The organism is Hymenobacter arizonensis, assembly GCF_900115775.1.
Taxonomy (GTDB): domain Bacteria; phylum Bacteroidota; class Bacteroidia; order Cytophagales; family Hymenobacteraceae; genus Hymenobacter; species Hymenobacter arizonensis.
On record NZ_FOXS01000001.1, the window covers coordinates 669,403 to 683,743 of the forward strand.

Genomic DNA, 14,341 nt, shown 5'->3' on the forward strand with positions numbered 1-14,341 from the left:
AGTTGTCAACATCACAAGGGCAAACACCGCGGCCAAGCCCTTGGCGAAGTAAGGCGGTTTATTTCACCTCTTCAACTTCTACGCGGCGGTTGCGGGCATCGGGCGAGGGGTAGAGCGGGCGCGCATCGCCGTAGCCAACGGTGACAATCCGGTCAGCGACAATTCCTGCATTCACTAGGTAGGTTTTCAACGCCTCGGCTCGTTGCTCCGACAAAACCAGATTTTTCTGGGGTTCTCCAATCTTATCGGTGTGCCCGGCCACGCGCAGCTTCAAAGTGGGCCGGGCTTTGAGCTCAGTGGCCAGCTGGTCGAGCGCGGGCAGCGCTTCCGCCAAGAGCTCAGCCGTGCCCAGCTTGAAAAGCACGGTGGGCAGTACCACCGGGGTAGGAGCGATAATAGGTGCCGGACGTGCCGGCTTTGCGGTATCTGGTCGGGCGGCAACGGGCGGCGCGGGGCGAGGCGGATTCGGCACCGCTTTGGGAGGCGCTGGCTTAAGAGCCGGTGCCTTGCCCGTTACCTGAATGGTGATGGGCACCACCGGGCTCTCGTTGGTGGGGTAGTAGCCCTGGGTGAGGTAGAAGGTGGTGGTTTTGCGAAGCCTGGTGGGGTACGTGTTGCCGGTGGCCACTAGTTCTTTCCTCTCGGCGTCGGCGTACCACATTACGTTGCGGCCCGACACCCGGATGGTGGTTTGGGCTCCGGCTTTCACGGTAGCCGCCGATTTGAGCTTAATGCGGTAAAACGTGAAGGTGCCCAGGTCGCAGGTGCCCACGGGGCGGTAGGTGGCCCGGCCGGTTAGCTTCTCCAGCTTGGCGTCGTAGGTAAACGAGATGGCGCCATCGCACCAGTGGCTGGTGGGAGTGCGCCCGGTTTCGTTGAGCTTCCGCAGATGCTCCAGTCGCATCGCGGCCCCCGTTTGGGTGCCCCGCACCTGGAATGTGACGGATACATCCGGATTGCCGCCTACCTCTTGGTAGAGCACTCCAAAGAGCGCATCGCTCTTGCTCTTTTGCAGGCGAAGTACCGCCGGCCAGTAGTCTTCTTCCTCGCCGGTGTCGGCCTCCACGCCCTGCCATACGCCCGTCAGGGATTGGGCTTGCCCGGGGCCCGCCAACAGCAGAGCCAATACGCCAAACCAAAAGCTGCTCTTCATGCTACCAAAATTATATCCTAACCTGAAAAAGGCCAGAGTCGAGCCTGTTTTGGGTTGTGATTATTTCTATCATTCGTCTGTCATGCTGAGCTGGCGAAGCACCTTATCATGCCCTAACGAATTGTTCTGCAGCAATAAGATGCTTCGCTGGCTCAGCATGGCAGACGGCGCAAAGCCTGCTACCCCAACTATGCTATGTCCTGGGCGCTCAGCTAAATTTCGGCTACACGGCCCCCTTCATAGTGCTTACATAGGCCAAGACGTCCTTTGGCAAGGGGGGCAGTAGGAAGGGAACTATCCCGCTTAGTAGCCGTCACCAACCTTTGCATAGTACGAGTAAGGCAGCTGGCTGCATAGTAAAACATCCCATTGCCGATACTTTTCCGACCCTAACCATCTTGTCTGTACTGAAGAATGCCGGCGGCCGCTCGCCCATATTTGCAGGATGAAAAAATCTCTGTTGCTCGCGCTGCTCAGCTGGTTATGGCTGTGGGGCCCGGCAGCGCAGGCCCAGGCCCAAAAAGAGCTGACGCTAGCGTTCGGCTCGTGCAACCGCGTGGATTTGCCGCAGCCACTCTGGCCCGTGATTGCCCGCGACCAGCCGGACGTCTGGCTATGGCTCGGCGATAACGTGTACGGCGACACCGACGACATGGCCGTGCTGCGCCGGCAGTACGATACGCAGTTCAACCTACCGGGCTACGCCCAGTTTCGGGCGCAGATTCCCACCATCATTGGCACCTGGGACGACCACGACTACGGCCGCAACGACGGCAACAAAACCTACCCATTCAAGCGTCAGAGCCAGCAAGCAGCCCTGGATTTTTTGCAGGAGCCCGCGGCCAGTGCCCGGCGCCAGCAAGAGGGCCTCTACACCGCCTACGAGTACGCCGTGGGCAAGAAAACCGTGAAAGTGCTGCTGCTCGACGGCCGCTATTTCCAGGATACCCTCTCGCGCGACGCGCAGCAGCGCTACCAGCCTAACGCCACCGGCGACGTGCTGGGCGAGGAGCAGTGGCAGTGGCTGGAGCAGCACCTGCAGGGCAGCACCGCCGACGCCCACATCATTGCCGGGGGCATTCAGTTCCTGCCGCAGGAGCACGCCTTTGAGAAATGGGCCAACTTTCCTGCGGCCCGGCAGCGGCTATTGGCCCTGCTGGCCCGCACGCAGGCCAAGGGTGTGGTGCTGCTCAGCGGCGACCGACACATCGGCGAGATTTCCCGGCTGCGCGTGCCCGGCGTGGCCTACCCGGTCTATGAGATTACCTCCAGTGGCCTGACGCACCCTGCTACTCACAACACCGGCGAACCCAACGCCCTGCGCGTGGGCCCGCTCGTCAATCAGATGCACTACGCCCTGTTGCGCTTTCGCCAGCGCGGGGGGCACTTGGTTGTCACGGCGGCCATTAAGGGCGCAGCGGGCCAGGAACTGGTAGTTGAAAACATCGGGCCGAAGTGAGGCCTAACGGCCCCACAGCTCCGAATTTAGGCCAAGGCCTCGTGCCGCCAGTCTACCGCCGATACACCGAGGTTCCGGGTGTAGGGGGTTATCTCTACCTGCTGCTCGGAGGTCCACGTGCGTTCGTTGAAATTCGTTACCACTCGGTGCATTTCCCAGGTGAGTATCCCCACGTACCACACGCCCAGCACGCTCTCCACGCGCCGGGACTCCAGCACCACGCGCTGGGCATTGGCCGGCAGGTCGTGGCGAAGAATCAGGTTTTGCTGGACCTTTGCGGCCCGGTTATAAAGAGCAGGTAAAGTAAGAGTTTGCACGAAAACAAAGTATAGCGATAAAACAGGGTAAAGGTAAGTGGCTCCCGCTCATCGATGCAATAAATCGACCCGTTTTATACCGCGTATTCACTATATATTTTTCCGATGTATTCCTTCGCTAACTCCCTGTTCAGCAGCAACCAGATATAATGTTAATGAGTCGTAGAAAAACGCCATAACAAGCTGTTGCCCCTGCGTATGTACATACCTAGCGCCACCTGAAAGGGTAGGACGATTAACCAACCAAAAGCACCGGTCCCGTGCACCAATCAGGGGCATGGGGCCGGTGCTAACAGGGCCAGCAGAAACCGCCGCCTGCGGCTTTCCGCTGCTCCTTCTACTTCTTCAGCACGAGGTAGCCATAAGCCGGCAGCGACACCGATGTGCCCACCGCGACGGAGCCACTCTGCAGGGCGTTGGTCCAAGTAGTGCCGACCAGGGCGGCGGGCACCGGGTAGGTCGTGGGCGAGTTGCGCACGTTCACCAGCACGAGGGCTTGCTCGGCGCCGGCCGTTTTGGTGAAGGCGCACACGTTGGCGGTGCTGTAGGGGGTGGGCGTGCCCACGCGCAGTGCCGCGCTGGCAGCGCGGGCGGCTAGCAGCTGCTTGTAGGCCCGCGTCACGCCGGGGTTGGCGCCCCAGGCCACTTTCACCGAGGTGAAGGGGAAGGGAATGGCCTGGGTCATGCCGGCTTCCTGGCCGTTGTACACCATCGGCACTCCTTTATATAAGGCCGCGATGACGAAGGCCGACATGGCGCCCGCCTCGCCCCCAAACAAGGTGTGGGGCGTGCCATCCGAGCCGTTTACGTCGTGGTTGGTGGTGTAGCGCACCACGCCCTGGGTGCCCGTAGCGCCCACGTATTCGCTAGTGTTGAGGGCGTCGAACGCCGTGGCAGGCTGGCCGTTGCGGTACACGTTGTAGATGCCGCCGTAGAAGTTGAAGCCAAAGTTGTAGTCGAAGCCTGCGGCAAAGTTGGCGCTGCGGGTGCTTTCGGCCAGCAACAGCAGCTTGTGGGTCCGCACGTTGCGCAGGGTGTCAGTGGCCTGCTTCCAAAAATCAGCGGGCTGGAAGTCGGCGTAGTCGAAGCGGAAGCCGTCGACGTTGGCGGTGTAAACCCAGGATTTGAGGGCCGAAATCATCTCCAGGCGCATGGCTGGCACTGTGAAATTCAGTTGAGCCACGTCGTTGTAGGTGGTGCCGTTGTTGGAAGGGGGCACGATGGCACCCGCCGCGTTCTTCTGGTACCACTCCGGGTGGGTGCTCACCCAGGGATGGTCCCAGGCGGTGTGGTTAGCCACCCAGTCCAGCATCACGGCCATGCCGCGGGCGTGCGCGCCGTCGACCAGCGTGCGCAAGTCGGCCAGGGTGCCGAATTCTGCGCCTACCGCGCGGTAGTCCTTCACGGCGTAGGGCGAATTGAACGCGGGGTGGGGGCCGGCGGCGGGGCCGCTTGCGTAAGTGACCGGGCTGCCAACCGGGTAAATGGGCATCAAATACAGCACGTTCACGCCCAGGGCCCGAATGGAATCGAGCCGGGCCGTGACGCCCGTAAAATTACCGGCCTGGCTAAAAGCCCGCATGTTTACCTGGTACATCACAGCGTCTTCGCGGTTGGGTACGCCGGCGAAGGGCGTGCCGTACTGAGGCGGCGTAGGCGTGCCGGTAGTTGGCGGGACGACAACCGGGACCACGACCGTTGGCAACTCTTTTTTACAGCCACCCAGCAGCGTGGCGGCCAGCAACAGCACCAGGCTATTATTGCTCATAATAAGACGAATAAACTCGTTCAAGGAAGACTAAGCGGGCCGCAAAAGCGGGCCGACGCATTATTTTTTCAAAGGCTTGAAGCTCACAGCCGCGCCGCCGCCGGCTGCGAGCTGCAGCTGCAGCGCCGACTTGCTGGTCACCGTGACCTTCCGAATCTGATAGGCCGTGGGGTTCTTCTCCCAATCAGCCCCTTTGCCGTCTGCGTAGATGGTGGCTGCGTAGCGCGTGCCGGGCGTGAGGAAGTCCAGCTGCACGGGCTGCCGGCGGGCCTGCTCGTCGGTGATGGCGCCGAGGTACCACTCGTCCTTGCCCTTGGCTTTGCGGGCGATGGTGAGGTAGTCGCCGGGCTCGGCGGCCAGAATGCGGGTGTCGTCCCAATCCACGGGCACGTCCTTGATGAACTGGAAGGCGTCGAGGCGCTGCTCGTAGGCTTCGGGCAGGTCGGCGGCCATTTGCAGGGGCGAGTACATGGTCACGTACAGGGCCAGCTGCTTGGCCAGGGTGGTGTGCACCTGCCGGCCCTTGTTCTGGGCGGGGTTCCAGCTTTCGAGCTTGATTTGGAAGATGCCGGGCGTGTAGTCCATGGGGCCGCCCATGAGGCGGGTGAAGGGCAGGATGGTTTCATGCTCGGGCGGGTTGCCGGTGCTCCAGGCGTTGAACTCGTTGCCGCGGGCGGCTTCGTTGGCCAGCCAGTTGGGGTAGGTGCGGTGCAGGCCAGTGGGGCGCACGGATTCGTGCATGTCCACCATGAGTTGGTTTTGAGCCATTTGGTCGGCTACGTGCACGTAGTGATTCACCATCCACTGCCCGTCGTGGTGCTCGCCGCGCGGCACGATGCGGCCCACGTAGCCGGTTTTGGCCGCGTCGTAGCCGTACTGCTTCATGAAGCGGTAGGCGGCGTCCATGCGCCGCTCGTAGTTGGTGACCGAAGCCGAAGTTTCGTGGTGCATCATCAGCTTCACGTTTTTGCTGGCGGCGTAGCGCTGCAGCTCCTGCACGTCGAAGTCTGGGTAGGGCGTCACGAAGTCAAATACTTCCTCTTTCCAGTTGCCGGCCCAGTCTTCCCAGCCCACGTTCCAGCCTTCAACCAGCACGCTTTGCAGGCCGTGCTGGGCGGCAAAGTCGATGTAGCGCTTCACGTTGGCGGTGTTGGCGCCGTGGCGGCCGTTGGGCTTGAGGGCGGCCCAGTCGGTGCCGCGGAGCTTGAGGTTGCTGGCGTCGGAGTAGTTCCAGCTGGCTTTGTTGACGTGCATTTCCCACCACACGCCTACGAATTTTTGGGGCTGAATCCAACCCGTTTCGGCAATGGTGCTCGGCTCGTTCAGGTTCAGAATCAGCTTGGAGGCCAGGATGGCGGGGGCGTTGTCGGCTACCACCACCGTGCGCCAGGGCGTGTGCTCGGGCGTTTGCAGGTAGGCCTTGGCGCCGGTGGCGCCGGGCACGAGGTGGCTCCGCAGGCCGAAGGTTTGGGGGTTCACGTCCAGCATCAGGGCCGGGTAGTTGACCAGCGCCGCCTCGTGAATGTTGAGGTACAGCCCGTCGTCCGACTTCAACATCAATGGCGTCTGTATTCGGAGGGGGGCGGCTTTCAGCTGAATGGCCTCAATGGGCGTGGTATTCACCTCGCTCACCCGGCTGGTGGTGTAGGCGTACTCGTTGGAATCATAGTCGCCTGGAATCCAGAAAGCTTTGTGGTTGGCGGGCAGGTTGAACTCCGTTTGCTCGTCCTGCACTGTGAAATACGCCAAGTTGGGCTGCCGGGGAAACTCGTAGCGAAAGCCCACGCCGTCGGCAAACACCCGAAACACCACGTCTAGCAGGCGGCCGTTGGGTGTTGGCTGGCGCAAGTGCACCGTGAGCTGCTGGTAGTGGTTGCGAATGTTTTTCACCTCGCCCCACACCGGCTGCCAGGTTTCGTCCACGTCCTTGGTTTCGCTGCTCACCACGGTTAATGGCCCATCGAAGCCCTGGCCATCGGCGAAGGCAACTCCCAGCCGCGAAGGGTTGATGGCAGGCTTGCCGCCGTAAGTGATGGAGTAAGTGGGCTGGCCAGTGGGCCCTAGGGCAAACGTCAGACTCACCTTGTCCAGACGGGCCGTGAGGGCGGTAGGAGCCTGCGCCCAGGCGCCGTAACCAGCCGCCAGCAGTAGCAGCACCAGCAGGAAGTTTATGCCGTGGGTGGGCAGGGGCGAAGATTGAATCAGCGCTTTGCTCGGGAGAAAAGGGAAGCGAAAAAGCGGCAGCAAACGAGGCAGCATGGGCGGGATTTTAGAGAAGAATGCGTGGTGTCGTAACGGCTGCCGGAACCCGATGTTCGCGATTATGGCGGCTTCCATCAATCGTTTGCGGCGCTGTTATCAGCAAAAGTATGGGTCCTGCCCGCGCAGGCATACTTGTCAAAGCGGAGTATGAAAAATATTAACCAATAAGCCCATTATTACCATGAATTATAGATAGTTATGATAAGAATTATGCGTCGAAATATGAAGTCAATATGGCTGAGCGGGGCGTAATATTTGCCAAAAACAGTGACCCAGGCCTGCTGCCTGTCACCCCAAAACCTTCATTGATTGTCACAGTTCAGGCAGTGTGCCAACCGGCGCCGTGCCTTTGGCGCCAGGCGCATCGTGAGCGTTTCAGCTCTACTTCCGAGTCCGATTATAACACAGCGTAAATAGGCACAAGATGCACCGCCATGGGAGGCATTTATCAAACCGCCTGAATGGCTTGGATGCGCGCTTCGAACTCCTCGTTGGGCAGGAGGGACCGGTTCTTGACCCGGGTTTTGTAGGTGTAAATCGTGTTGATGGAGTAACCCAGCATCCGGCTGATTTGCTCGCTGTCGTCGATGCCGAGCCGGATGAGGGCGAAGATGCGCAGCTCCGTGGTCAGGAGCTGGTCGTCGGGCAGGCGGATGCGGTCTTCTTCGCGAAACAGGGCGTTGAACTGGGCAATGAACTGAGGAAACAGCCGCAGGAAAACCGTGTCGAACCCCTTGAGCAGCTCGTTGCGCTCGGTCTTGATGTTGATGCCGTCGGCCAGCTTCTGCACGGCGGCGTATTGCTTGCTACCGAGCAGGCCGTCGACCCGCTTTTTCAGCGACTCCAGCTTGTCGATGTATTGGGAGTTGTTGTGGAAGTAATACCCGATGTATTCTTCCTTAATCTTGTTGGCTTCGTTCAGGCCCTGAACAAGCTGGCGCAACTCGTCGTTGCGCTCGCGCAGCTCCCCGTTGGTGGCCGCAATGAGCCGGCCCGCCCGACGCAGCTGCCGCAGCTGCCGGAAGCTAACCACTGCAAACCCAATGACCACCACCGCAAGCGCCGACATGATGATGGCAAAGGTTTGCAAGGACTTGCGCTGTTGTTCAATGATGTTGATTTTCTGTCCTTCAATCACGGAGGAGAGCTGGCTCATTGCAATCTGGCGCTGCCGGGCGTTGTAAAACGTGGCCGCTTCGCGGGCTTCTTTGATGAAGGCGTAGGCGTTTTTCAAATCGCCCCGCCGGTAGCAGTAGTCGGAAACCTTGTAAATGGCGGTTGTTTCCTTGGTCGCCGATTTCAGGTCGGCAATGGCCGAGATTAGCAGCAGCTCCAAAGCCTTTTCGGGCTGGCCCGCCAGCTCGTAGAGGTAGGCCGTGGTGCTGGCGCTCACGGCCAGTTGGTGCAGGGTGAGGTGCGGCAGGCGCCGGATTTGCTTGAACACGGCCGTCCCACCCGCCAGGTTGTTGGTTTTCTGGGCCCGAAACGCCTGCACAGACAAGTAGTCGTAGGTGCCCGGCCGGCTAAATTGCAGGGCGGTATCGGCGTACGCCAGCGCCCGGCGGTTATAGATGGGGCGGTAGGTCAAGTCGCCGTTGAAAGCGCCCAGGTCGCTGTAGGCGCGGGCTTTCAGAAAATAGTAGCTGTACCGGTCGGCGGCGGTGAGCTGGCTGGGGCTCAGGCGCTCCAGAACGTCGAAGGTTTCTTTGAACAGCCCGGAGGAGAGCAGCACGAAAGCCAGCTTCAGCTTGGCTAGCTCAACTTTCTGTGGGTCTTGGAGTTGCTCGGCCAGCAGGGCTATTTTCTGGCTGTACACGAATGCCGAATCGTACTTGAACGCCTTGTATTCCTCATAGATGCGCAAGCCTAGGTCGAACTTCGTGTTGTCGTTTACTTCCGACGCCGCAAAATCGGCCGTGAGCACTGCAATGCGGTTAAAGCGTTGCCCATCGTATTCTCCTTTGTGCGTCAGGGCTTGGTTTAACTCCGTTAATAAGCTGTCGGTGGATGCTTCTTTGGACACTGCATAAGCTGGCAAGGCACTGAGCAGAAGGCAACACAGAACAAAAAAACACTTCACCAAGGGAGAGCACCCATCATGGAAGCGGGCACTCAACAAAACTAATGAATTGGGGAGGACTGGCTGGGTACGTGCCTGCTTACTGCAAGAGCGAGCGAATCGTAATCTTGGCTACACTAACAGGTGCGTGTGAACAGTGAGCGAATAAGTAGTTGTTTGCGCTCTGCATGACTTCCTTATTTACACGGTCCACACGCGCTAGCTCGATGAGTGGCTAAGCAGATTATTCTCACTTGGCTGTCCTGACCTGAATTCTTAATATCCTGTTGGCGAAAGTGGACACTGAGCCAACTGTGCCGCTAGCTCAGAAGGAGACAACCCTTCTAAGGCTAACAAAGCTTCGTAAGGGTCGCCCGGTAAGTTGAGCAGGCGCGCAAACGCGGGCTCAGTTTTCAATCCTTGCTGCTTGAGGCGGTGTATTGCCGTGCGCCAAGCTTCGCCGCCTACCTCCAAAATGGCTGCTTCCACTACCAAATGGCGGAAGGCGTATTGCTGATTCGTGGGAAGGGCCTGGCCAAATACTTCTATTGCTACACCGTCGTAGCGAAAACTGCTCACAATGGACTCATAACCTCTACTTGTAGTGTGTTTTATGTGAAAATTGTCTAAGTGGCCGTAGAGGTTTTGTAGCAAGATTGTGAAGCTAGCTTGGCTTGAGAGACTCACTTCGCAGATGATATCTAAATCACTGTCTGGCACATCAACAGCTAGTGGAATGGTGCCAGCCAATACCGGGTCGAAGGGGAGTAGCCTAGACCAAACCGCAAGCTCTTCCAGAACTTGGTAAGCGTGCTGTTGTCGACAATTGCCCTTTTGCAAGTAATGCGGGTTCTTCCAGTCTTGCATTTACATCAGGGTTAGAGCTTTACATGCTAGAATCCGCTGCCGTTTACTCCGTGACTCAATCAGGGAACCAGGTTGTCCTATAAAGAATAGTACCTGATGGCGCTCGGACAAACGACGTTGACTCGCACCCCTCGTAAGCGCGGGATTTAGCACTGCTGTTCCTTTAGATAACGGCTCATGTCGAGCAGGCGGCGCTCTACCTGGGCCAGCAAGTCGGCGGGCACGGGAATCTGCACGCCGTTTCGGGTGAAGAGGTAGCGCACCAGGGCCGTGAGCTCGCGCAGCTCGTCGTGAAGATGGGTGCGCAGCTGCTCCCAGCGCTCTAAGCCGGCCGGGGGCTGGGCCTGGCAGGCAAGGCGCACGCCAATGGCTTGGCTCACCAGCGCGGCCAGGTGGTCTAGGCCCTGCTGCTCGGCGGCGCTGAAGGTGCGGGGCTGGCGGTCGATGATGCAGAGCGTGCCCAGGGGGCGCTGGTCGGGCAGGCGCAGCAGGGCCCCGGCATAAAAGCGCAGTTCGTTGCTTTCGGCCGCGTGGAGCGCTTCGGTCGGGAGCGTGGCACTGGTTTCGACGGCCAGGTCGTGGTAAACCACGGCGCGGGCCTTCTCAACGGCCGTGGCGCATAGGGCCTCCATGCGGGGCTGGCGGTCGTTGCCGGGCATACCAAAGTTGGCGGGGTAGAGCACCTCGCTTTCTTCGACCACTGCGATAAGGGAAATGGGCAGACTAAACACCTGAGCCGTCAGGGCCACGAACTCATCGAACAGGGGCTCGATAAGGGTTGGCAGCACGTCGTGGGCCCGCAAGCTGCGCAGGCGCTCCGATTCTTCGTCGGGCAACAGGGGATTGGCAGAGTCAGACATAGAGGAAGGAGTAGTAACGCAGGAAAGTCAGTGCATAACAGCGCACTGGTTCCAAGCAACCCGGTTGTACCGGGAGTTTGCCGACTTGGTTGCCGGCAGGTGGCCGTACTCGCTTGCCCTTATGGAATTGAGCCTCCTGCTTCCGCACCTGGCCAACCTTCCCCGCTTGCCCAGAGTATTGAAGAAGTTGGGCATGAAGCCCGAACTTGCCTGCCAGCGCATCTGGGCCACGCGGGTTGCGCTGGTGCCGCCATTGCGCATGGTTGGTAGCAGGGCTGAACTTGTGCGGGGCGACTGGGTTATGGTCACGGTTTTCGGCGGCTCCACTTATGGGGAGGCATGCTGCTGGAAACAGCTGGTAAAAACGTTTAATTAACAGGCAGTAAACTGATGAAATCGACCCTTCTTCTCGCGGCTGTGCTAGCTGCTTTTGCAATTCCGGCGCAGGCCCAAACCACCTCTACTGCCGCCGCGCCACGCGCGGCCGCCGACCAAATTGCCACCAAAAAAGGTCCTCTCACGATGCAGCCCATCACGCACGGCAGCGTGGTATTTACCTGGAACGGCAAAACCATTTACGTGGACCCCTACGGCGGTGCGGAGGCCTACGCCGGGCTGGCCGCACCCGATGTTATCCTTATCACCGACATTCACGGCGACCATATGGACCCCAAGACGCTGGCGGGCCTCTCCGTGGGCAAGGCCCTGATGGTGGTGCCCCAAGCCGTGGCCAATGAGCTGCCGGCGGAGTATAAAGCGCAGGTGCGCATCCTCAACAATGGTCAGCGGCTCGACACGTTGGGCATGGTGGTTTCGGCCATTCCGATGTACAACCTGCCCGAAGCGGCCGACGCCCGACACCCCAAAGGCCGGGGCAACGGCTATGTGCTGACCCTGGGCGGTAAAACCGTATACCTGTCCGGCGACACCGAAGACATTGCCGAGATGCGCGCCCTCAAGGGCATCGACGTGGCGTTTGTGTGCATGAACCTGCCTTATACTATGGACGTGAACCAGGCCGCGCAGGGAGTATTGGCCTTTAAGCCGGGCATTGTGTACCCGTACCACTACCGCGGCCAAAGCGGCCTGAGCGACGTAGGCGCCTTCAAGAAAACGGTGAACACAGCCAACAAGAAAATTGACGTGCGGCTGCGCAACTGGTATCCGGCGGCCAAATAGGCTGATAACTGGCTGAAGCAGTTAGCGCCGAGGGGGAATAACTATACTACAGGAATGCGCCTCGCCTTCATAAGGCGTGGTCAGATTTTACATTCTGGCCCGACCAAATCTGGCGGGCGGTCCAATCCTGGGCAGGGGGAGCCCAAAAGGCGTCGCTGGCAGGCAACCCCAGCGGCAGAAACGCGGTGGTGCAGAGGTAGAGGCCACCGATGAAAATTCAAACAGCCGCTGCCCCATCTGGCCATCGTAAGCCACTTCCAACTCATAGCCCTCGCTTTCTATGCCCTGGCGGATAAAAGAGACTAAGCTTACTTCATCTTCAACCAGGAGTATTTTTTCAAAGCAGACACTTTTCGGGGCCTCTACGCGGGGGCAGCTAGTGGGAAATTAACATGGTGCAGGGCCTGCGGGCCAAGCCGCCTTTCCGATGGTGTATGTTTAGTGGGTGCACGCTCGGCTCATTCCGCGGTTTCTACATCCTGCGATTTCTACAGGTCCAGGAGTTCGATTTAGTTTAGCCTGCCGGGTTCATCTGGCTACCCGCCAAGAGGCGAAACGGCCGAAAGGACGAACGTAGCGTAGCCAATCATAGAGTTGCCTACCTACTATTTAGGCAGCGAAAACCGTGGAATCTTCTTGTTGGCAATTAGCATCAGTAGCAACTCAGCATCCTAAAGCGTAAATTAGAGTATAAGGTCCGAATCCCGATTCGTGTATTATTCTTGTAATAATCTTGCGCGAAAATTAGAAAATTATATATTCAAAACCGGCCTCCCTGCTCCAGGCGTGCACGTATGGTAGGAAGCGGAATTACTGCCTGGCAAGCAGCTGCCTAATTCTTTCTTTACCCTGTGTGTGCGGCGCAATGGTTCGTTGGCCGTTATTATCACTCTATAGTTATGAAAAACGACGTCGTTGAAACGGTCAAAGCGTGCTTTACCAGTAATGTAATCGCGCAGCTCAGCATCCAGGTCGACGAGACGGAGCCCAACGTACGAAAAGCCACTAACAAATCGGTGCCGCTGGTCTTAAAAGGCTTGTTGAACAGACTGGACCGCGGGTTTGCGCCCGAGGTTCTGTTTGAGCTGGGGCAGGCCGCCCACGCCGCCGATGTTCTCAAACAGCTGGCCACCGCCCATAACACGGTCTGGAGCGAGTCGGGCACTAACCTGCTGCCCGACCTGCTCGGCGATTCCTATCGGGCCAACGTCAGCCAGATTGCCGTGGGCACCAGCATTCGGCCCTCGGCCAGCGGCGCACTCCTGCAGGCAGTGGCCACGGCTGTGCTGGGCGTGCTGGGCAAAACCGCTGCGGAAAACGAGTTTGGCCCCACCGAGCTCGCGGGGTGGCTGCGCGAGCAGAGCTCCACCGTTGGGTCGGCCCTGCTGAAAGATGCCATCGAATCCGCCTTGGTGTCGCCGCCCGGCGCGCGTCAGGTGCCCGAGGTTGAGCCCGAGCGCGCGGTGGTCCGGCAGCCCATCGCGGGCGTGCCAGCCCTGCAGGCGGCTGCCCCCTGGGCCCCCCAAGCCGCCGAGCCCGCCCCGGCCGATTCTTCGTCCTTTCGGTGGCAGTGGGGCGCGCTGATTCTGCTGGCAGTGTGTCTGGGGTATATTTTCGGCACCGGGCAAGCCAGCAAAAAATTATCTGATGAAGCTTTCATTCAGGACGAGACCACGGCCACGGGCGGCAGCCAGCGCCTGGCCGGCCTGACCCCCGGCTCCCGAACCGGCAGTGGCAGCACCGGCCCCGTTGGCCCCGACGCCGACGCGAGCCGTTCGGCCGCACCAAGCACGGCCAGCCGGGAAGCCTCGCCGGCACCCGTGATGCAGGCGGGCCGCTACGACAAAGCCAGCGACCGCTACATCTACGACACCGGCCAGCCCATTACGCTCACCCTGCCCAACGGCACCCGCCAGCAAGTGGGCTCCAACTCTACCGAAAACCGCCTGTATACTTTCCTGAGCTCCTCGGAGGAAGTCGATTCGGTGAACCGCACCAAGGGTTGGATTAACTTCGACCGCGTCAACTTCGAAGCGGGCAAGGCCGTGCTTACGCCCGAGTCGGCGGAGCAGCTCGGCAACATGGCGGTGATTCTAAATTCCTTCCCGAATTCCATGGTCAAGATTGGCGGCTACACCGATAGCACCGGCGATGCCGAACTCAACTACCGGTTGAGCGATGAGCGCGCCCACACGGCCATGCTCGCCTTGGCCAAGCGCGGCGTAAACCCCATCCGCCTGCAAGCCAAGGGCTATGGCCCCCGCTACTTCGTGATGCCCAACAACACCCCCGTCAACCGGTCGCTCAACCGGCGCGTGAGTATTCGGGTGGTGAAGAAATAAAGAACCTGACGCATACGGCTAGCAGCTGAGCGAAACGCTGATTTCAACGTTTCGCTCAGCTGCTTTGGCTTTCAC

The 14,341-nt window shown here is 59.6% G+C and carries 12 protein-coding genes; 4 read left to right on the forward strand and 8 right to left on the reverse strand.

The features are described from left to right. Positions 1–58: 58 nt before the first annotated feature. Positions 59–1,153 (reverse strand): OmpA family protein, encoded by a 1,095-nt coding sequence (locus BMZ66_RS02815; protein WP_092668745.1) that lies wholly within the window; start codon positions 1,151–1,153, stop codon positions 59–61. A gap of 445 nt (positions 1,154–1,598) precedes the next feature. On the opposite strand from BMZ66_RS02815, the gene BMZ66_RS02820 reads away from it, so the two are divergent. Beyond that, positions 1,599–2,612, forward strand: coding sequence for an alkaline phosphatase D family protein (locus BMZ66_RS02820; RefSeq protein WP_092668747.1), 1,014 nt, complete (start codon positions 1,599–1,601; stop codon positions 2,610–2,612). Between the two features lie 26 nt (positions 2,613–2,638). Here BMZ66_RS02820 and BMZ66_RS02825 read toward each other — a convergent pair whose 3' ends face one another. The 6 genes from BMZ66_RS02825 to BMZ66_RS02850 form a co-directional block, all read right to left on the reverse strand. Beyond that, positions 2,639–2,929, reverse strand: coding sequence for a hypothetical protein (locus tag BMZ66_RS02825; protein WP_092668749.1), 291 nt, complete (start codon positions 2,927–2,929; stop codon positions 2,639–2,641). Positions 2,930–3,266: 337 nt separating this feature from the next. Further along, positions 3,267–4,697 (reverse strand): alpha-amylase family glycosyl hydrolase, encoded by a 1,431-nt coding sequence (locus BMZ66_RS02830; protein ID WP_092668751.1) that lies wholly within the window; start codon positions 4,695–4,697, stop codon positions 3,267–3,269. A gap of 60 nt (positions 4,698–4,757) precedes the next feature. Continuing rightward, positions 4,758–6,956: a glycoside hydrolase family 97 protein gene (locus BMZ66_RS02835; RefSeq protein ID WP_092668753.1), complete on the reverse strand. Its 2,199-nt coding sequence runs from the start codon at positions 6,954–6,956 to the stop codon at positions 4,758–4,760. Positions 6,957–7,407: 451 nt separating this feature from the next. Then, on the reverse strand, positions 7,408–8,982 hold the full coding sequence (gene susR / locus BMZ66_RS02840; RefSeq protein ID WP_092668755.1) for a SusR family glycan utilization regulator: 1,575 nt from the start codon (positions 8,980–8,982) through the stop codon (positions 7,408–7,410). Positions 8,983–9,294: 312 nt separating this feature from the next. Then, positions 9,295–9,885: a DUF4269 domain-containing protein gene (locus tag BMZ66_RS02845; protein ID WP_092668757.1), complete on the reverse strand. Its 591-nt coding sequence runs from the start codon at positions 9,883–9,885 to the stop codon at positions 9,295–9,297. 146 nt (positions 9,886–10,031) lie between these two features. Beyond that, entirely contained in the window at positions 10,032–10,745 is a 714-nt protein-coding gene (locus tag BMZ66_RS02850; protein ID WP_143080023.1) for a GAF domain-containing protein, read from the reverse strand. A 121-nt stretch (positions 10,746–10,866) separates the two neighbouring features. Between BMZ66_RS02850 and BMZ66_RS25000 the strand changes: the two genes are divergently transcribed. Next, complete coding sequence (locus tag BMZ66_RS25000; protein WP_143080024.1) at positions 10,867–11,121, forward strand: hypothetical protein; 255 nt, start codon at positions 10,867–10,869, stop codon at positions 11,119–11,121. Positions 11,122–11,135: 14 nt separating this feature from the next. Continuing rightward, positions 11,136–11,924 carry an MBL fold metallo-hydrolase gene (locus BMZ66_RS02860; protein ID WP_092668763.1) on the forward strand — a complete coding sequence of 263 codons (789 nt, stop codon included), beginning with the start codon at positions 11,136–11,138 and terminating at the stop codon, positions 11,922–11,924. Between the two features lie 67 nt (positions 11,925–11,991). Here the strand turns inward: BMZ66_RS02860 and BMZ66_RS26390 are convergent, their stop codons facing one another. Beyond that, on the reverse strand, positions 11,992–12,141 hold the full coding sequence (locus tag BMZ66_RS26390; protein WP_369407583.1) for a DUF2264 domain-containing protein: 150 nt from the start codon (positions 12,139–12,141) through the stop codon (positions 11,992–11,994). A gap of 682 nt (positions 12,142–12,823) precedes the next feature. Here BMZ66_RS26390 and BMZ66_RS02865 point away from each other — a divergent pair. Next, complete coding sequence (locus BMZ66_RS02865) at positions 12,824–14,266, forward strand: OmpA family protein (RefSeq protein WP_092668765.1); 1,443 nt, start codon at positions 12,824–12,826, stop codon at positions 14,264–14,266. The last annotated feature ends 75 nt before the right edge of the window (positions 14,267–14,341 follow it).

Excerpts from the sequence above, each read along its gene's own strand:
- BMZ66_RS02815 (WP_092668745.1), bottom strand. The coding sequence starts at position 1,153 with ATGAAGAGCAGCTTTTGGTTTGGCGTATTGGCTCTGCTGTTGGCGGGC.
- BMZ66_RS02820 (WP_092668747.1), top strand. The coding sequence starts at position 1,599 with ATGAAAAAATCTCTGTTGCTCGCGCTGCTCAGCTGGTTATGGCTGTGG.
- BMZ66_RS02830 (WP_092668751.1), bottom strand. The coding sequence starts at position 4,697 with ATGAGCAATAATAGCCTGGTGCTGTTGCTGGCCGCCACGCTGCTGGGT.
- BMZ66_RS02835 (WP_092668753.1), bottom strand. The coding sequence starts at position 6,956 with ATGCTGCCTCGTTTGCTGCCGCTTTTTCGCTTCCCTTTTCTCCCGAGC.
- BMZ66_RS02845 (WP_092668757.1), bottom strand. The coding sequence starts at position 9,885 with ATGCAAGACTGGAAGAACCCGCATTACTTGCAAAAGGGCAATTGTCGA.
- BMZ66_RS02850 (WP_143080023.1), bottom strand. The coding sequence starts at position 10,745 with ATGTCTGACTCTGCCAATCCCCTGTTGCCCGACGAAGAATCGGAGCGC.
- BMZ66_RS25000 (WP_143080024.1), top strand. The coding sequence starts at position 10,867 with ATGGAATTGAGCCTCCTGCTTCCGCACCTGGCCAACCTTCCCCGCTTG.
- BMZ66_RS02860 (WP_092668763.1), top strand. The coding sequence starts at position 11,136 with ATGAAATCGACCCTTCTTCTCGCGGCTGTGCTAGCTGCTTTTGCAATT.
- BMZ66_RS02865 (WP_092668765.1), top strand. The coding sequence starts at position 12,824 with ATGAAAAACGACGTCGTTGAAACGGTCAAAGCGTGCTTTACCAGTAAT.